The organism is Brachybacterium endophyticum (genome assembly GCF_003130585.1).
Classification (GTDB): domain Bacteria; phylum Actinomycetota; class Actinomycetes; order Actinomycetales; family Dermabacteraceae; genus Brachybacterium; species Brachybacterium endophyticum.
On sequence record NZ_QFKX01000005.1, the window covers coordinates 148,541 to 166,693 of the forward strand.

16 protein-coding genes and 3 tRNA genes are annotated in these 18,153 nt (G+C 70.3%); 14 read left to right on the forward strand and 5 right to left on the reverse strand.

All coding sequences use genetic code 11. From position 1 onward, the window contains the following. Positions 1-17: 17 nt before the first annotated feature. Entirely contained in the window at positions 18-683 is a 666-nt protein-coding gene (locus tag DEO23_RS12770) for a hypothetical protein (RefSeq protein WP_109276412.1), read from the reverse strand. After that, on the reverse strand, positions 680-1,747 hold the full coding sequence (locus tag DEO23_RS12775; protein ID WP_109276413.1) for a CPBP family intramembrane glutamic endopeptidase: 1,068 nt from the start codon (positions 1,745-1,747) through the stop codon (positions 680-682). Before DEO23_RS12775 ends, DEO23_RS12770 begins: the two co-directional genes overlap by 4 nt. Positions 1,748-1,997: 250 nt before the next feature. Here DEO23_RS12775 and DEO23_RS12780 point away from each other — a divergent pair, with 250 nt between their 5' ends. The 6 genes from DEO23_RS12780 to DEO23_RS12805 all read left to right on the forward strand — a co-directional run bounded on the left by DEO23_RS12780 (position 1,998) and on the right by DEO23_RS12805 (position 6,705). Continuing rightward, positions 1,998-2,750 (forward strand): OBAP family protein, encoded by a 753-nt coding sequence (locus tag DEO23_RS12780; RefSeq protein WP_109276414.1) that lies wholly within the window; start codon positions 1,998-2,000, stop codon positions 2,748-2,750. A gap of 123 nt (positions 2,751-2,873) precedes the next feature. Beyond that, the gene (locus DEO23_RS12785; protein ID WP_109276574.1) at positions 2,874-3,632 is read left to right on the forward strand and encodes a class I SAM-dependent methyltransferase; all 759 of its coding nucleotides are present in this window, start codon (positions 2,874-2,876) and stop codon (positions 3,630-3,632) included. A 94-nt stretch (positions 3,633-3,726) separates the two neighbouring features. Continuing rightward, positions 3,727-4,134 carry a YciI family protein gene (locus tag DEO23_RS12790; RefSeq protein ID WP_109276415.1) on the forward strand — a complete coding sequence of 136 codons (408 nt, stop codon included), beginning with the start codon at positions 3,727-3,729 and terminating at the stop codon, positions 4,132-4,134. Between the two features lie 30 nt (positions 4,135-4,164). Beyond that, positions 4,165-5,367 (forward strand): RNA polymerase sigma factor, encoded by a 1,203-nt coding sequence (locus tag DEO23_RS12795; protein WP_109276416.1) that lies wholly within the window; start codon positions 4,165-4,167, stop codon positions 5,365-5,367. A 10-nt stretch (positions 5,368-5,377) separates the two neighbouring features. Continuing rightward, positions 5,378-5,935: a glycine cleavage system transcriptional repressor gene (locus DEO23_RS12800; protein ID WP_109276575.1), complete on the forward strand. Its 558-nt coding sequence runs from the start codon at positions 5,378-5,380 to the stop codon at positions 5,933-5,935. Continuing rightward, positions 5,935-6,705: an NTP transferase domain-containing protein gene (locus tag DEO23_RS12805; protein ID WP_109276417.1), complete on the forward strand. Its 771-nt coding sequence runs from the start codon at positions 5,935-5,937 to the stop codon at positions 6,703-6,705. Before DEO23_RS12800 ends, DEO23_RS12805 begins: the two co-directional genes overlap by 1 nt. Before the next feature lie 87 nt (positions 6,706-6,792). Here the strand turns inward: DEO23_RS12805 and DEO23_RS12810 are convergent, their stop codons facing one another. Then, complete coding sequence (locus DEO23_RS12810) at positions 6,793-9,342, reverse strand: DEAD/DEAH box helicase (RefSeq protein ID WP_109276576.1); 2,550 nt, start codon at positions 9,340-9,342, stop codon at positions 6,793-6,795. Positions 9,343-9,479: 137 nt separating this feature from the next. Between DEO23_RS12810 and DEO23_RS15980 the strand changes: the two genes are divergently transcribed. Together DEO23_RS15980 and DEO23_RS12815 are read left to right on the forward strand one after the other, a co-directional pair. Further along, the gene (locus DEO23_RS15980) at positions 9,480-9,704 is read left to right on the forward strand and encodes a hypothetical protein (protein ID WP_133249879.1); all 225 of its coding nucleotides are present in this window, start codon (positions 9,480-9,482) and stop codon (positions 9,702-9,704) included. Positions 9,705-9,860: 156 nt separating this feature from the next. Further along, a complete protein-coding gene (locus tag DEO23_RS12815; protein ID WP_240613392.1) occupies positions 9,861-10,874 on the forward strand; it encodes a trypsin-like serine peptidase in 1,014 nt (337 codons plus the stop codon). A gap of 137 nt (positions 10,875-11,011) precedes the next feature. On the opposite strand, the gene DEO23_RS12820 is transcribed toward DEO23_RS12815, so the two are convergent. Next, positions 11,012-12,004 (reverse strand): 3-methyladenine DNA glycosylase, encoded by a 993-nt coding sequence (locus tag DEO23_RS12820; RefSeq protein ID WP_420808027.1) that lies wholly within the window; start codon positions 12,002-12,004, stop codon positions 11,012-11,014. Between the two features lie 135 nt (positions 12,005-12,139). Here DEO23_RS12820 and DEO23_RS12825 point away from each other — a divergent pair, with 135 nt between their 5' ends. The 5 genes from DEO23_RS12825 (at position 12,140) to DEO23_RS12845 (ending at position 15,182) form a co-directional block, all read left to right on the forward strand. Then, entirely contained in the window at positions 12,140-12,916 is a 777-nt protein-coding gene (locus tag DEO23_RS12825; protein WP_109276419.1) for a fumarylacetoacetate hydrolase family protein, read from the forward strand. A 95-nt stretch (positions 12,917-13,011) separates the two neighbouring features. Continuing rightward, on the forward strand, positions 13,012-14,541 hold the full coding sequence (gene gltX, locus DEO23_RS12830) for a glutamate--tRNA ligase (RefSeq protein WP_109276420.1): 1,530 nt from the start codon (positions 13,012-13,014) through the stop codon (positions 14,539-14,541). A gap of 279 nt (positions 14,542-14,820) precedes the next feature. Then, positions 14,821-14,892, forward strand: a tRNA-Gln gene (locus DEO23_RS12835). A gap of 40 nt (positions 14,893-14,932) precedes the next feature. Next, positions 14,933-15,005, forward strand: a tRNA-Glu gene (locus DEO23_RS12840). A 104-nt stretch (positions 15,006-15,109) separates the two neighbouring features. Further along, a tRNA-Glu gene (locus tag DEO23_RS12845) sits at positions 15,110-15,182 on the forward strand. Positions 15,183-15,663: 481 nt separating this feature from the next. Here the strand turns inward: DEO23_RS12845 and DEO23_RS12850 are convergent. Then, positions 15,664-16,398: an IclR family transcriptional regulator gene (locus DEO23_RS12850; protein ID WP_109276421.1), complete on the reverse strand. Its 735-nt coding sequence runs from the start codon at positions 16,396-16,398 to the stop codon at positions 15,664-15,666. A gap of 158 nt (positions 16,399-16,556) precedes the next feature. On the opposite strand from DEO23_RS12850, the gene leuC reads away from it, so the two are divergent. Further along, complete coding sequence (leuC, locus tag DEO23_RS12855; protein ID WP_240613393.1) at positions 16,557-18,038, forward strand: 3-isopropylmalate dehydratase large subunit; 1,482 nt, start codon at positions 16,557-16,559, stop codon at positions 18,036-18,038. Positions 18,039-18,153 lie beyond the last annotated feature (115 nt).

Sequence of the window (18,153 nt, forward strand, 5' to 3'; positions counted from 1 at the left end):
TCACGGATCAGGGGGAGTCAACGACTCCGGTGCTCCGGGGCGGCGGGGTCCGAGTCCGCCTGCTCCGGCTCTGCGAAGTCGTAGTGCAGTCCCAGCAGACGGCCGTCGGCCGTGAGGCTGACGCGCACGACCGCATCGGTCCGTTCGCGGTGCTCCCGCGCATGCACGACGGTGACACGGGCGATCACTCGCGCCTCGGGCGCCGAGCGGGAGAGCCTGCGCCCGAAGATCGGCTCGACGCCCGCGAGCACCGGCGCGATCCCTCCCTCACCGAGAACCCGGGCCAGGTGCGGGCCGGCGATCCGGTCGAGGAGTTCGGTCCCGCCCGCCACCGCCTGGTCCATCACCTCGGCGGCGAGGCCGACCAGGGCAGGATCGGGTGGATCGGCCGCGGCGAGCACGCGCCGGGGAGGGGAGGAGAAGCGCTTCTGGGCCGCCTGCCGGGTGATTCCCAGCAGGGCGCCGATCTGCGTCCACGACATGTCCTGATCGCGCGCTGACGCCACCAGTCGATGCAGCGTCCTGTCGGCGGTGGCCACCAGGTGCGCTGCCGCGGCGACGGACTCCTCGCCGGACAGCTCGGCACTCTCCAGGGCGCTGGTGCACAGGGAGGCGCCGAAGCGCAGCTCCTCGCGGAGCTGCGCGTCCGGGTCCGCCGTGCGGTGTGGGTTCTCGGTGCTCACGCGCTCAGTCTGTCCGAGTGCGCCGGGGTTGTCAGACCGTGCACGATCGGGGCGCGGGTGCGCCACGGGGCGATCACGATCCCGGCGAGGGCGACCAGTGCGATGCCCACCACGCCGAGGACGGTGTCGATCAGAGGGTCGATGGCGGCACCGGTGCCCGCGGTGCTGACGAAGCCGAGGACGGTCGCGCCCAGGGAGTTCACCGCCGAATGCGCCCACGCGGCGGGGATCGGGTTCCCGCCCGCCCGGTCGGTGAGAGCGCAGAACAGCAGCGACAGCGCGATGCACGGCAGGATGAACATCGGGATCGCGATGTAGCGCGCCACGCCGCCGTAGTTGTAGCCGATCAGCATGATCGGGAGGTGCCACAGCCCCCAGATCGCGCCCATCACGAGCATCGCGCGCACCCGTCCCAGGGGACGCAGAGCGGGCCAGAGCCACCCCCTCCATCCGATCTCCTCGCCGAGTGCGGCGACGAAGGTGATGACGAGGCCGAGCAGCGAGCTCACGAGCGCCACCAGGACGAAGGCGATGGCGGGAACGTCGGTGCCGGCCATGTCGGACACCTGCCGGGTGCCCATCTCGATCCAGGTCCGTCCGGTCAGGTCGCCGGGCACTCCGCGCAGCACCATGATCACCGCGCTCAGCGCGTGCACCACGACGACCGCCACGACGGCGATCAGCGACCACACCACGATGCTCCGCCAGCGACCGCGGAAGCGCAGGCCGACCCGGGTGCGCCAGCTCGTCCGCTCCACGCCCTTGGCGAGGATCAGTGATGCGATGGCGGGTGCCCACATGCCCACGGCGATCACGGGGGTGAAGAGCGGGCTGGAGATGCCATCGGAGAGGAACCAGAAGGGCAGCGCGAAGAGGGCCAGGATCGCGTAGCTGATCAGGATGAACAGTCCCACCCGCTTCCAGGGGACCTGGTCGTGGACGACCGGCGGGACGACGGCGGCCCGGGGGCGGGAGTTCTCCCGCTCCGAGAGATGCGCCGCAGGGGGCTCGAGGGGGTCGGGACGATCGGAGGTCGGTGCCGGATCTGCGTGTGAGGTGCTCATGCCCTCGACGTTCCGCCGCCAAGCACCCTGTGTCAACGTTTGGTGGACAGCTCTAGCGGGACGTCGCGATGAGAGGCGACGAAAGACGAGGGGGCGGGATCGAGGGGACTGCGGGAGGGTGGTGGCGCGGCACCGACCATGGTCTGAGCCGGCTCAACGTCGAGGCGGCTCCCCGCAGACGTCGGTGGTCCGAGGCGTCGAGCGTCCTCGTGCCCGTGCGCAGGTGCAGCAGAGCCTTTTAGGGTGGAGCATGGCACTTTCATCGACCAAGAGCTTCTCCGGTGGACTCGTGCTCGGCGTCGGCGCCGTTGCAGCGGCTCTCGCGGGAGGCAAGGCCCTGAACGCTCTGAGCACGAGCCGAGGCCACCCCTGGAAGCACAGGGCGCTCGATCTGGGATCTGCTTTCTTGCAGCGGAAGTATCCGCTGGACGCGATGAGCACGTACCTGGACGGTCTGCACATGTACGCCGATGACACCGGACGCCAGGTGCACGCTGCTCACTTCTGCATCCATCTGGAGCACGACCTGCACCAGTGCGTCATCTTCGACCGCAATGCTCGTGACGCCCGTCTGATCGGCATCGAGTACATCATCAGTGAGGACCGGTTCCGCGCTCTGCCCGACGAGGAGAAGACGCTGTGGCACAGCCATCACTACGAGATCTCGTCCGGCATCCTCACCGCTCCGGGCGTCCCGGAGATCGCCGAGCATGCGTACTTCGAGGACCTGGTGAAGACCTACGGCAAGACCTTCCATACCTGGCAGTACGACGTCCACGAGTTCCCCTACGGCGCTCCGCAGCTGATGATGGGTTTCACCGAGGACGGTCAGGTGCGGGAGGACCTGCTCCGAACGCGAGACCGTGAGGTCGGGGTCTCGACAGAGCGCAACCGCGAACGCCGCGGCGACATCCCCGTCCCCGAGGTGGCACAGGGCGCGAACGCCTGGGAGAGCGGGCGAGTGATGCAGACGGCTCTGCAGGAGAGAACCGTGAGGCGGTAGTCCGGAGACCGGCCGGTGCCGCAACGCTGGGGTCGGGATCCGCCGGCCCGCAGGAGGGCGGTGGCGCGGGGCCGACCATGGATTGATCTGGCCCTGATCGACTCGGCCCCCTACGGTGAGGCGATGAGATCGGACTTCGAGGACCTCCTGGAGGTCGGCGCCTCGGCCGACGTCTCCGGATGGGACTTCTCCTGGCTCGAGGGCCGCGCCACCGAGGAACGGCCTCCGTGGGGCTACGCCCGTCTGCTCGCCGAGCAGCTCACGACCGCCACGGCGTCATTGGACATCCAGACCGGCGGGGGAGAGGTCCTCGCCGAGGCCGGGACGTTCCCGCCGGTCGCCGTCGCCACCGAGTCCTGGGCACCGAACATCGCAGCAGCGACGGCACGGCTGCACCTGCGCGGCGTCGCCGTGGTCGCCGACCCCGACGAACCGCCCCTGCCCTTCGCCGACGGCGCATTCGATCTGGTGACCAGCCGCCATCCGGCGACCATCCACTGGACGGAGATCGCACGGGTCCTCCGACCGGGCGGGACGTACCTCGCCCAGCACGTCGGCCCGGCGAGTGCCTTCGAGCTGATCGAGTACTTCCTCGGACCGGCGCCCGACGCCAGACGGGGCCGCGACCCGGAGGTCGAGTGCGCCGAGGCCCGCGCGGCCGGTCTGGAGATCCTCGACCTGCGCACGGCACGGCTGCGGATGGAGATCTTCGATGTCGCGGCCGTCGTCTACCTGCTGCGCAAGGTGATCTGGTGGATCCCCGACTTCACCGTCGAGCGGTACCGGGATCGCCTTCGGGACCTCCACGAGCAGATCCGGGCCGACGGGTCCTTCGTCGCCCATTCCAGCCGCCACCTCATCGAGGCCAGGCGGCCGCGGTGAGATCCGATCATGGCCAGATGTCGAGAACGATCGATCGGCTCCGACCCAGAGGTGAATGCGACCAGAATGGGCCGCACGAGCGAAGGGGACCGTCATGGCCAAGTACCTGCTTCTCAAGCACTACCGCGGCGCACCGCGCGGGGTGAACGACCACCCGATGGACACCTGGACACCGGAGGAGGTCGACGCCCACATGGAGTACATGAACGACTTCGCCGACCGTCTCCAGGAGTCCGGAGAGTTCGTCACCAGCGGCGCGCTCGCCGACGAGGGCCTGTGGGTGCGCTACGGCGGGGAGGGGAAGCCGCCCGTCACCGACGGTCCCTTCGCCGAGACCAAGGACCTGATCGCCGGCGGCATGGTGATCGACGTCGACAGTCGCGAGCGGGCACTGGAGCTGGCGGCAGAGCTCTCCGCCGCACCGGGCAAGGACGGGAAGCCGATCCACGAATGGCTCGAGGTGCGCCCCTTCCTGGGTGAGCACCTGCGGGCCGACGGCTGAGTCCCGGTCGCGAGCCCGTCCGACCAGACCATGGACGAGCACCACCTGCGGGAGCTGGTCCCCGCGACGATCGCGATCGTGCGACGTCGCGGGGCCGACTTCGCCGAGGCCGAGGACGCGGTACAGGAGGCGCTCCTCCAGGCCGTGACGACATGGGCCCACGATCCGCCCCGTGATCCGCTGGGCTGGCTGGTGACAACATCCTGGCGCCGCCACCTCGACCAACTACGTGCCGAGGATGCACGTCGCCGGCGGGAGGAGCGTGCTGCACCGCATGACCCCGTGAGCGCCACAGGCTGGGGTGAGCGGAGCGATGTCACGGTCCCGACCACGGACGACACCCTCGACCTGTTCTTCCTGTGCGCGCACCCGGCGCTCTCACCCTCCGCGGCCACCGCGCTGACCCTGCGCGCCGTGGGCGGACTGACCACGGCGCAGATCGCCCGTGCCCACCTGGTCCCCGAGGCGACCATGGCCCAGCGCATCACGCGGGCCAAGCGTTCTCCCGCCGGGCGCCGCTTGGATGCGCCGGGGGACATCGCCACGGTGCTGCGCGTCCTCTATCTGATCTTCAACGAGGGGTACGGCGGCGACCTCGACCTCTCCGCCGAGGCGATCCGCCTGGCCCGGCAGCTGAACCTCGCGATCGATCATCCCGAGGTGGCTGGGCTGCTGGCTCTGATGCTCCTCCACCACGCCCGCCGACCAGCACGGTTCACCACCGGCGGCGCCCTCGTCCCCCTCGCCCAGCAGGACCGCGCCCTCTGGGACGGCACCGCGATCCGGGAGGCTGTCGGCATCCTGCAGGGCGCCCTCGCCCGGGACGCCCTCGGCCCGTACCAGGTGCAGGCCGCCATCGCTGCACTCCATGCCGACGCGCCCAGCGCCTCGCAGACCGACTGGGTCCAGATCCTCGAGTGGTACGACGAGCTCATGCTCCTCGCGCCGAGCCCCGTGGTGGCCCTCAACCGCGTCGTCGCTCTCGGCGAGGCCGACGGCCCCCGAGCCGCCCTCCTCGAGCTGGACACCATCCCGTCGAGCGTCCCCCGTCGCACCGCGACCGAGGCGCACCTGCGGGAAAGGACAGGGGAGCTCGAGACGGCGGCCGGGCTCTACGCGCAGGCGGCGAGAGAAGCGGACACCGTCCCGGAACGGGACCATCTCATGCGTCAGGCCGCGCGGCTGCGCACGCATCTCGGTCAGGAACGCGGGGGAGACGGCCCGGTCCTCTAGGCTCGTGCGCATGACACAACTCGTGCTGACCGCGATCGGTGAGGATCGCGAAGGACTCGTCTCGGCCCTCTCCCGCGTGGTCGAGGACCAGGGAGGCAACTGGCTCGACAGCCAGTTCGCGCAGCTCGCCGGCACCTTCGCCGGCATCGTGCTCGTGGAGATCCCCGAGGAGCGGGCGACAGCTCTCGAGGCGTCGGTCGCGGAGCTGCTCGCCGAGGTGGGGTGGAGCATCGAGGTCACCCGCGCCCCCGAGGGCGGGAGTGCCCATGGGGCCATCCCCGGGGAAGCAGCCTCGCCCTCCGCCGAGCCGCTGCGTGTGCGTCTGGTGGGCCAGGACCGACCGGGCATGGTGCGTCAGATCAGTCGCGCGCTCGCCGAGCAGGGCGTGAGCATCGATTCCTTCCGTTCCTGGACGACGGACACTCCGGAGGGCGGCGGTGTGCTGTTCGAGGCCGAGGCCCTGGTGCGCGTCCCCGAGAGCCTCGGCGAGGATGCAGTGCGCGATGCCCTCGAACCGCTCGCGAACGAGCTCATGGTCGACCTCGATCTCGAGCCCGCTGAGGCCTAGTGGTCTCCGCCAGCTCCTCCGGCTCCGCCGGCTCGTACGGCTCCGCCAACTCCTCCGGCTCCGCCGGCTCCTCCGGCGCAGGCCAGCACCACGCGCCCACGGCCCCGGGGACGTCGTCCGCCCCTGCGCTCATCGTCCTCGCCGGTGGTGGTGCCCGTCGGCTCGGCGGGGTCTCCAAGGCCGAAGTCCTGCTGGGCGGCCGCCGACTCGTGGACATCGTGCTCGACGCCGGCGCGGACTGCGTTCCGCGTGTGGTGGTCGCGCCCGCGGAGGTGGAGGTCCCGAAGGGCGTGCTGCACACTCTCGAGGATCCGCCCTCGGGTGGGCCGGTCGCCGGCATCGCCGCAGGTCTTGCGGCGCTGCGCCGGGCGATCGATGAGAGAGGGGCCAGCGGTGCTGCGTCGAGCGGCGCGCACGAGGCGCCGGGCCCCGACGACGTCCTCATCCTGGGGTGCGACATGCCGGGGGCGGATCTGCTCGTCGGTCCGCTGCTGCGGGCACGCGAACACGCACGCGAGCAGGTCACGGCAGCGGACGGGGTCGTGGCGTGCGGCCCGGACGGGCGCCGCGAGATGCTCGCCCTCCTCGCCGGCCGCGAGGCGATCGAGCGAGCACTGGAGGAGGGTGGGGCTCGTGATCGGTCCGTGCGGTCCGTCCATGCCCACCTCGACCTCCACGCCGTCGCCGTGCCGGTGGAGGCGCTGCAGGACATCGACACCTGGGACCAGCACGCCGCATGGCAGAGGCGCCTCGGCGATGACGAGGGCTGAGCGCGACCCGCGGACCGGCGGCAGGGGTTCGGCGACGGGGTCGAACCTCCGGTAGCCGAGCTCCTGGGCGCGCCGTCTCGGGTCGCCTCAGAGCGCCCCGAACTCGCCCACGTGGGTGATCGCCAGGACAGGCTCCCCGGCCTCGTCGGTCGCCTCGAGGTCGAGCTCCGCCTCGATGCCCCAGTCGTGGTGGCCGTCGGGGTCGTCGATCACCTGACGGATGTGCCAGACCTTGGACTCCTCGCGGATCTGCAGCAGCTGCGGGGAACGGGCCGAACCGTCGATGCCCACGTTGTCGTAGGCGTCGTAGTACTCGTCCATCGCCTGCGCCCAGGCCTTGCGGTCCCAGCCCGAGGCCGCGTCGAGCTCGCCCAGTCGCTCCTCGCGCTCGAAGGCGAAGTGCTCGACGCGCTGCCACAGGGCGGCGCGGACCATCTGGCGCAGCACCCGGGTCTGGGCCGAGAGGCCACGGGGGGAGGTGGGGCGGACCTCGCTCGCGGCGTCCTCGTCCTCCTCGGGGTGTGTGAGGGCCTCCCATTCGTCAAGCAGCGAGGAGTCGATGCCGCGCACCAGCACACCGAGCCACTCGATGACGTCCTCGAGGTCCTCGGTGCGAAGGTCCTGGGGGATCGTGCGGGAGAGCGCGCGGTAGGCGTCGGAGAGGTAGCGCAGCACGATGCCCTCGGAGCGCTGCAGGCCGTAGCGCTGCACGAACTCGCTGAAGGTCTGGCCGGTCTCGTAGATCTCGCGGACGATCGACTTGGGGGAGAGGTCGCCCTCGCGCACCCAGGGCCGGTTCCTCCGGTAGATCTCGAGAGCGGCCTCGAGATCCTCGGCGAGCGGCTTGGGCCAGGTCACCTCGTCCAGCAGGGCCATCCGCTCGGTGTACTCCACGCCGTCGGCCTTGAGCTCCGCGAGCAGCTCGCCCCGCGCCGCGTTCTGCTGGGCCAGCAGGATCTGCATCGGGTCCTCGAGGATCGCCTCGACGATCGAGACGGTGTCCATCGTCAGCGACTCCGACTCCTCGTCGAGCGAGTCGATGACCGCGATCGCGAAGGGCGCCAGCGGCTGGGTCATCGTGAAGTCCAGCTGCAGGTCCTCGACCAGCGAGATCCGGCGGCCCAGATGGTCCTTCTCGGTGAGGGTCTCGACGATCTCCGCCTCCTTGAGGCCGCGGAAGATGTCGGTGGCCTGCTTGATCAGCCGCAGCTTCTGGGTGCTGGTCTGGTGGGACTCCATGATCAGGTGCCGTGCGGAGGCGACGGCGCTGCCGGGCCGGGCGATCAGGGCGAGCTCCATCGACGGGGTGATCTGCAGGTGCGGGCGCAGCGTCTCCGGCGGGGACTCGATCAGCTTGGTCATGTTCTGCTCGGTCCAGTTGACCGCGCCCTCGGGGATCCGGGGCTTGGGCTCCTTCTTGCGCTTCTTGGCGTTGTTGGGCGCCTTGCCCGCCTCCTCCCGTGCCTTAGCCCGGGCCTGCTCCTTCGCGAACTCGACGGCCCACTCCGGGGCCTGCACCACCACGTGACCGACAGTGTCGAACCCGGCGCGTCCCGCACGGCCGGCGATCTGGTGGAACTCCCGGGCGTTGAGCAGACGCATCCGCTTGCCGTCGAACTTCGCCAGACCCGTCAGCAGCACGGTCCGGATCGGCACGTTGATGCCGACGCCGAGGGTGTCGGTGCCACAGATGATCTTCAGCAGCCCCGACTGGGCGAGCCGCTCCACGAGACGCCGGTACTTGGGGAGCATCCCGGCGTGATGGACCCCGATGCCCTGGCGCACGAGCTTGGAGAGGATCTGGCCGAAGCCCTTGGAGAAGCGGAAGTCGCCGATCAGGTCCCGGATCCGATCCTTGTCGCCCTCGGCGAGGATCTTCGTGCCCATCAGGGCCTGCGCCTGCTCGAGGGCGTCCTTCTGGGTGAAGTGGACGATGTAGACGGGGGCGTCGCGGTCCTCGAGGATCGTCTGGATCGTCTCCGGCAGCGGGTCGAGGGACCAGCGGAAGTCCAGCGGCACTGGACGCGGGGCGTCGTCCACCACGGTCACCTCGCGGGCCGTGCGGGCCTCGAGGTCCTCGACGAAGAAGGAGACGTCACCGAGGGTCGCGCTCATCAGCACGAACTGGCAGGACGGCAGCTCGACGAGCGGCACCTGCCAGGCCCAGCCGCGCTGCGGGTCGCCGTAGTAGTGGAACTCGTCCATGACCGCCACGCGGACGTCGGAGGTCGGCCCGTCGCGCAGGGCGTGGTTGGCGAGGATCTCGGCGGTGCACACGATGATCGGGGCGTCGTGGTTCACCGAGGAGTCGCCGGTCATCATGCCGACGTTCTCGGCGCCGAACATCGCGACCAGGTCGAAGAACTTCTCGGAGACCAGGGCCTTGATCGGCGCCGTGTAATAGGCCTTCTGGCCACGGGCCATGGCCGCGAAGACGGCGGAATAGGCGATCGCGGTCTTGCCCGATCCGGTCGGGGTCGCGGCGATCACGTGATCACCCGCGGCGATCGCGAGCAGCGCCTCCTCCTGATGCGGGTACAGGGTCCGACCGGCCGATTCCTGCGAGGCAACGAAACCGTCGACGATCTGCTCCTGATCGGCGGGCGCAGGGGGCAGGAACGGGGTCAGGGAAGCCATGGGGACAGTCTGCCAGGGGCGTGGGGGACGGACGCCCTGAGGGCGCACGGATGCGATGATCATCTGACCTCGCTCGGGCACCCACCTGCTCCCAGGTCGACCGCCCGAGCGGGATCGACCGCGACAGGAGGACAGTGATGACCCCACGACGATCGGACGACCCGGCAGCACAGGCGCGCGAGAACGAGGCGCCGTCGGCCTCGGAGTACTGGGACGAGGCGCGCCGTCGCGCCGCGCGACCCGCCGAGATCCGCCGCGATCCGACATCTTCGGACACGAATTCTCGATCCGAGGACGATCCTGTCGACCCCGAGGACACCGATCGCTGTCCCACCTGTGGAAACGGCGATACCCGCAGCTGAGGAGGGGTCTGTTCGATACCGGTTTCCTCTTCAGGGGACGTGTCCCGCCTTGTCCGGATGCACCCGTATGGCGTGACTTTGTGTAACGGATCACATGGATTAGCGTGACGGCCGCGGCCCCGTCGGGACCGCCCCATCCCTGTGAAAGGACACACGGTGACCACTCCTCACACCGCCCCGACACCCACCGATCCCCCTCAGACCTCGCGGCTGCGCCGCTGTCTCCATCTCGCCGGCGGCGGTCTCTTCGCCGCCGGCCTCGTCCTGGGAAGCGCCTCGATGGCGAGCGCGGGCCCCGACGACGACGTCTGGGAGGGCGACAGCGTCCAGAAGCCCGTCAGCGAGCAGAAGGCGGCGCAGGAATACTGGACCCCCGAGCGCATGGAGAACGCGAAGTCCGCGGACAACCTGGTCTCGGACAAGGACGCCCCCTCGGGTGACGTCAAGAGCTCCGATCCCTCCGAGGTGCCCTCGCAGAAGGCGGATCCCGCCGTGCAGACCAGGTCGGCCACCTCGGAGAAGACGGCCGCCGGCACCGACCACATCGGCAAGGTCTTCTTCACCCAGGGCGGCAGCGACTACGTGTGCTCGGGCAACGCGGTCTCCTCCGGCAACAAGAGCACCGTCGCCACCGCCGGCCACTGCGCCAACGAGGGCGGCACGTGGGCCACCAACTGGACGTTCGCCCCCGGGTACGACCACGGTGACACCCCCTACGGCCTCTGGACCGCTAGCGACCTCTACTCGACCCAGCAGTGGATCTCGAGCGAGGACATGAACTACGACGCCGCCTTCGCGGTCGTCCAGCCCGAGAGCGGTTCGGACACGCTCACCGACGCCGTCGGCGGTTCCGCCCTGTCCTTCAACGGACCGCGCGGTGAACAGGAGACCTCCTACGGCTACCCGGCCGCGGCGCCCTTCGACGGTGAGTCCCTCGAGAACTGCCAGGCCACCGCGACCGACGACACCGTCGGCGACACCGACGACCTGGCCATCGACTGCGACATGACCGGCGGCTCCTCCGGTGGCCCCTGGTTCCTGGGCAGCGACGCCTCGGGCTCCCAGAACTCGGTGAACAGCTTCGGCTACACCACCCAGCCGAACGTCATGTACGGCCCGTACTTCGGTGACGTCATCAAGTCCACCTACGACCAGGCATCCAAGTCCTGATCCTCGCGGACCTCATCACCTGCATCGGGTGGTAACCACGGACGGGCCGGCACCCTCGGGTGCCGGCCCGTCCCTGTCGTCCGTGGCTCGTGCGCACGCGCGTTCTGCGCTTCGTACAGGTCGGGCCGTCCGCGGCCTCAGTCGGACGGTGGGGTGACGAGCGCGGCGAGAGGTTCGATGACCTCGAGGATGCGTTCGCGCAGGACGTCCGCCCCGGCGGCGAGCTCCCGCTGCCGGCGCGCGTACTCGGCCTTCCCGCTCTCGCTCTCGATCGGCACCACGCCGTACCCCAGCGGGCGGACGTCGTAGGGGCTCGCCTCCATGTCCAGCACGCGAGTGCTGCGGGCGTGCTCGAAGCAGTCGAGCACGAGATCCGAGGGCACGAGCGGCACCAGCTTCATCGCCCATTTGTAGAGGTCCATGCCCACGTGCAGGCAGGCGGGGTTGTCGCGGCGCACCTGTGTCGCGCGCGTCGGCGTCAGGGAGTTCCTGGGGGTCGCGTCCTCGGTGAAGAACCGGAACGCGTCCACGTGCGAGCACACGAGACGCTCCTTCTCCACGACCGCGTCGGACCGCTCCCTGCCCAGGCGCAGCGGCAGGTCCTCGTGGCGCTGCGCCCCGTCGGGCAGGCGGTACACCATGGCCCACTCGTGCAGACCGAAGCAGCCGAAGTTCGGCCGACGCTCCTGGAGGGAGGAGGCGCGCAGCAGCCGGGCCATGAATCCCAGGGCGTCCGCCCGCTCCGCGAGGTACCGATCGACGTCGGCGCGACGCGCGATGATCTCGCCGGCTTCCTGGTCCCGGTACCACGAGCGCTCTCCCTCGTGGACGTCCCCGACGGTGCCCTCGTCGGCCCCCGGGTCGGCGGCGGCGTCGTAGGCGAACTGCCAACCGGGGTGCCAGCGGCGCAGACGGGCGGGGGAGAAGGGGTAGTAGGTGAACAGGAAGTCCTCGACGGGGTGCTTCTCCCCGCGTCGGCGACGCTCACGGTGTCCGGCGGTGAGGGTGTCGGCCCGCTCCTCGTGCGCGCGACGCTCCGCCGCGGCCTCGCTCGCCGCCAGGACCGTGCGCGGGGCCGCCACCCGGTCGGTGAGGACCGGCGGCTCCGGAGCGGGGTGAGGGAGGGGCACCGCCCCAGTGTGGCAGGTCGTCCGCGAGGGGTCGGCGCGCCGTAGGGCGCGCGGTCGGCCGGTGTGGTCGGGCCCGCCCGCCGCCGTGCGGGGCCGTCGGATCGCCCGGGCGGCCCGCCCGCCTAGACTGGAGGCATGCGCATCGCCCGATTCACCACCGGTGAGGACCCCAGTTTCGGCATCGTCCAGGAGAAGGACGGCACGGACTATGTCTACGGCATCACCGGAGACCCCCTGTACACGGAGATCCGCCCCAGCGGGAAGCGGTACCCCCTCGAGGACGTCCGACTGCTCTCTCCCGTCATCCCCCGCTCGAAGGTGGTGTGCGTGGGCAAGAACTACGCCGCGCACGCGGAGGAGATGGGCACCGAGGTGCCGGCCCAGGCCCTCTACTTCCTCAAGCCCAACACGGCCGTCATCGGCCCGGAGGACCCGATCGTCCTGCCCTCCTACAGCACCGAGGTCAGCCTCGAGGCCGAGCTCGCCGTCGTCATCCAGCGCATGGCCAAGGACATCGACCCCGAGCAGGTCGCCGACGTCGTCCTCGGCTACACCTGCGGCAACGACCTCACGGCGCGCGATTCCCAGCGCGCGGAGAGCCAGTGGTTCCGCGCCAAGACGTTCGACACCTCGTGCCCGCTCGGCCCCTGGATCGAGACCGACGTCGACCCCGCGGCCCTCGCGATCGGGTCGACCGTCGACGGCGACCTCGCCCAGCAGGGCACCACGGCCGACATGCTCCGCGGCGTGCCCGAGCTTGTCTCCGAGATCTCCCGTGTCACCACCCTGCTGCCCGGCGACGTCGTCATGACCGGGACCCCGGCCGGCGTGCGACCCGTCGCCGAGGGGAGCGTCATCGACGTGACCATCGAGGGCATCGGCACGCTGACCAATCCCGTCGTGCGTCGCTGAGAGGGCCCGTCGGCCCCGGCCTCGGCCCCGGCCCCGGCCCCGCACCACACCCCACCATTCGCCGTCAGCACGGCATCCTGAAGGAGAGCATCCGCGTGACCCACGCTCCCGCCACCGCACCCACCTCCGAGGCCACCGGCGCAGACGTGCGCGTGCGCTTCTGCCCGAGCCCCACCGGCACCCCGCACGTGGGCATGGTGCGCACGGCCCTGTACAACTGGGCGCACGCGCGCCACCACGGCGGCAAGCTCGTCTTCCGCATCGAGGACACCGACGCGGCGCGCGACAGCGAGGAGTCCTACCACCAGCTGCTCGAGGCCATGCGCTGGCTCGGCATCGACTGGGACGAGGGCGTCGAGGTGGGTGGCCCGCACGGCCCCTACCGCCAGTCCCAGCGCGGGGAGATCTACCGCGAGGTGATCGACAAGCTCACCGAGGGCGGCTTCATCTACGAGTCCTACTCCACGGCCGAGGAGACCACGGCCCGCCACCAGGCGGCGGGCCGTGACCCGCAGCTGGGGTACGACGGCTACGACCGCGACCTCAGCGAGGAGCAGAAGGCCGCCTTCCGCGCCGAGGGACGCGAGCCCGTCTGGCGCCTGCGCATGCCCGACGAGGACATCACCTTCGAGGACATGGTGCGAGGCGAGATCACGTTCAAGGCAGGGTCGACGCCCGATTTCGTGGTGGTGCGCGCCAACGGGCAGCCGCTCTACACACTCGTCAATCCCGTCGACGATGCGCTGATGGGCATCACCCACGTGCTGCGCGGCGAGGACCTGCTCTCCTCCACGCCACGACAGATCGCGCTCTACCGCGCGCTCATCGAGGTCGGCGTGACCGAGGTGATCCCGCGCTTCGGGCACCTTCCCTACGTGCTGGGCGAGGGCAACAAGAAGCTCTCCAAGCGCGACCCCGAGTCGAACCTGTTCAACTACCGCGAGCAGGGCTTCCTGCCCGAGGGCATGGTCAACTACCTCGCGCTGCTGGGCTGGGGCTACAGCGCCGACCAGGACATCTTCACGCGCGAGCAGATGGTCGAGCGCTTCGATGCGTCCGACGTCAATCCCAACCCCGCACGGGTGGACTTCAAGAAGGCCACGGCGATCAACGCCGACCACATGCGGATGCTGCCGCAGGCCGAGTTCACCGAGCGCATGGTGCCCTACCTCCAGGCGGCCGGCCTGGTGGCCGATCCGGTCACCGCGCAGGAGCGTGCGATCCTCGAGGCGGCCACGCCTCTCGTCCAGCCCCGCATGAACCTGCTGGCCGAGGCGCCCGACATGCTGCGCTTCCTCTTCACGGCCGACGGTGACCTCACGATCGCCGAGGACGCGACCAAGAAGATGGGCGAGAACCCCGCGGCGGTCATCGACCGCGCCATCACCGAGGTCGAGTCCCTCGGCGACGACGAGTTCACCACCGCCCGGCTTGAGGAGGTGCTGCGCGCCGCCATCGTCGAGGACATGGGCATCAAGCCCCGCTTGGCCTTCGGCCCGCTGCGCAGTGCGATCTCCGGCCGACGGATCTCCCCGCCCCTGTTCGAGTCGATGGAGCTGCTGGGACGCGAGTCGTCACTGGCTCGCCTGCGCGCCGGCCGAGAGGTGTTCGCAGGTCTCGCCTGAGGACCGTACGGCGGGGGCCTTGCGCGGGCGGGGTCGCGCGTCGGCGGCAGCCCGTGCGGTGTCGTCCGCGTGGCGTAGTCCTCAGGCCGTCAGCCTCTTCGAGGCTCTCCGATCGGGAAGAAACAGCGGTTGACCTGCGATGACGGTTCGAGGTGGGAGACCTCACAGCCCTCCGCCGGGCTGAGGCTTTGCTCGGTGGAGGGCGGAACGGGTAATGTTCCATTTCGTTGCGGCACTCGCGCCGAGGGCTCCGGTCCTCAGCAAAAGAGCCGCTGACCTTGGGGTATGGTGTAATCGGCAACACGACGGTTTCTGGTACCGTTATTCTAGGTTCGAGTCCTGGTACCCCAGCGCTTCACCCCTCGCTCGTGCGAGGGAGAACGAAGTCCGCGCCCCGTTCGTCTAGCGGCCTAGGACGTCGCCCTCTCACGGCGGTAACACCGGTTCAAATCCGGTACGGGGTACGAGCAGGCCTTCCGGGCCTGTCGCAGGTTCCCACCTGCAGCATGGATCTCGCATCCACTCGCCGGTCTCCGGATCGGCACCGTTGATCCTCGGATCGACGTAGGCCCCGTTCGTCTAGCGGCCTAGGACGCCGCCCTCTCACGGCGGTAACACCGGTTCAAATCCGGTACGGGGTACGAGCAGGAGCCGGCATCGTTCGCGATGCCGGCTCCTTTGTCGTTCGGGGGCGGGGGCGGCGGACCGGGCCGGAATCCTCTTGTGGGCCCTGTTGCCCGGATGGCTCGGGGCGTCGACGGGCCGGAGCTGACGGACCCGCCGGTTCGCTGGGCCTCCGAGGGACTCAGAGCGCATCGTGTGCCATATATGGCAGACGATGCGCTCTGAGTCCCGTCGAAGCCCTAGTTGACCGGGAGGAGCGGCCTTCCGGGCCCCCGGGCCGCCGGAGTGCCGGACCGCAGGGGATCTCGGGGTGCCCGGCACGTGAATGGGGCGTTGTCGAAGTGGCCGCCGGGCTTGCGAGGGACTAATAGCGCATCATCTGCAGTATTTCGCAGATGATGCGCTATTCGTCCCGTCCAGGCCACGCGCGAGGCCCTGGCGACCCGGCGCCCGGCTCCGCTTGCCCGCCCCGTCTCAGGAGCCCCGCCCCACCCCGCCTCAGGAACCGGCGCGGCGAAGGACTTCGCTGAGGTGGTTCGCCGAGCTGATGACGGCTGCGGCGTGCAGGCGTCCGGGCTGGCGGGTGATGCGCTCGAGGGGGCCGGAGACGCTGAGGGCCGCGATCACGCGTCCGCCCGGGCCGCGCACGGGGGCGGAGACGGAGCCGACGCCTGCCTCACGCTCACCGATGGACTGCGCCCAACCGCGGCGGCGCACGGCCGAGAGCATGGTGGCGGTGAAGCGCGCTCCGTGCAGGCCGCGGTGCAGACGGTCCGGCTCCTCCCAGGCCAGCAGGATCTGCGCGGCGGAACCGGCCTTCATCGTGAGCGTCGAGCCGAGCGGCACGGAGTCGCGTAGACCGATGGGCGGCTCGGCGCTGGCGACGCAGATCCGATGATCGCCCTGGCGGCGGTAGAGCTGGGCCGATTCGCCGGTGTGGTCGCGCAGGGCGGTCAGGACGGGCCCCGCGGCGGCGAGCAGGCGATCCTCGCCCGCGGCGGAGGAGAGCTCGCCCAGGCGCGGCCCCAGGATGAAACGCCCCTGCATGTCGCGCGCGACCAGGCGATGATGTTCCAGAGCGACCGCGAGGCGATGCGCGGTGGGCCGGGCCAGGCCCGTGGACTGCACGAGCTGCGCGAGGGTCGCGGGTCCTGCTTCGAGTGCTCCGAGGACGGTCGCGGCCTTGTCGAGCACGCCGACGCCGCTGCCGCCCTCTTCCGTGGTGGTGTCCATGCTCCGATACTGCCGTCTTATTGAGTGAGACGCAAGTGCGCAGTTGCAGCCCCCTGGTGACGATGGAGGGGATCCGATGCGTTGTCGGATGTGTCCCGGTGGGTGCGGGGCGCGGCCGGCGAGGGCGTCGGACGCACACGAAGGAAGGACAGGGAGCCATGGCGAGCACGCTCGCGGAGAAGGTGTGGAAGGACCATGTGGTGCGCCGCGGGGAGAACGGCGAGCCCGACCTGCTCTACATCGATCTCCAGCTCCTCCACGAGGTGACCAGCCCGCAGGCCTTCGACGGTCTGCGCCAGGAGGGTCGGCCCCTGCGTCGCGTCGACCAGACCATCGCGACCGAGGACCACAACACCCCCACGATCGACATCGACAAGCCGATCGCCGACATCACCTCGCGCACCCAGATCGACACCCTGCGCCGCAACGCGGAGGAGTTCGGTGTGCGCATCCATCCCCTGGGCGACCGTGAGCAGGGGATCGTGCACGTGGTCGGCCCGCAGCTGGGGCTGACGATGCCGGGCATCACCGTGGTCTGCGGGGACTCCCACACCTCCACCCACGGCGCGTTCGGCGCCCTCGCGTTCGGCATCGGCACCAGCGAGGTCGAGCACGTGATGGCCACGCAGACCCTGCCGCTGACCCCCTTCAAGACCATGGCGATCACCGTGGACGGCACCCTGAAGCCCGGGGTGAGCGCGAAGGACATCATTCTCGCGGTGATCGCGAAGATCGGGACCGGCGGGGGCGCGGGCTACGTGCTCGAGTACCGCGGCGAAGCGATCCGCTCCCTGTCCATGGAGGGGCGGATGACGATCTGCAACATGTCGATCGAGGCCGGGGCCCGTGCCGGCATGGTCGCCCCCGACGAGACCACCTTCGAGTACGTCAAGGATCGTCCCCATGCCCCGCAGGGCGAGCTGTGGGACGAGGCCGTGGAGTACTGGAGGTCGCTGCGCACCGACGAGGACGCCACCTTCGACGAAGAGGTCGTGATCGACGCCGACGAGCTCGAGCCCTTCGTCACCTGGGGCACCAACCCCGGCCAGGGGCTGCCGCTCTCGGCGAAGGTGCCCGCCCCGGAGGACTTCACCGACGACACCTCGCGGGCGAGCGCCGAGAACGCTCTGGCGTACATGGACCTGGTGCCCGGCACGCCGCTGAAGGACATCCGGGTGGACACCGTGTTCATGGGCTCCTGCACGAACTCCCGCATCGAGGACCTGCGGGCCTTCGTCGACGTCATCCGCGGCCACCAGAAGGACCCGGACGTGCGGGTGATGGTCGTCCCGGGCTCGGCGCGGGTGAAGATGCAGGCCGAGCAGGAGGGGCTGGACCGCGACATCCTGGCCTTCGGTGCCGAGTGGCGCGAGGCCGGCTGCTCGATGTGCCTGGGGATGAACCCGGATCAGCTGGCGCCGGGGGAGCGCTGCGCCTCGACCTCGAACCGCAACTTCGAGGGCCGACAGGGCAAGGGCGGGCGCACCCACCTGGTCTCGCCCGTCGTCGCCGCGGCGACAGCCGTGCGCGGCACCCTGAGCTCGCCCTCAGATCTCGGAGAGCCGGGCGACGTCGGCCCGGGAGGCAGGCCCTCGCGAGCGCCCGGCGTTCCCTCGGCGAACGGGCTGCGCACCGCCTGACCCGGCGACTCCCGCGCTCACGTCATCCAGCGCCTGAGCGCCTCACCGCCCCAGCGCCCGCCCCGCCCCGCGCTCACGCTCACCCGCCGGCCACACGACCTCACGAAGGATCCGA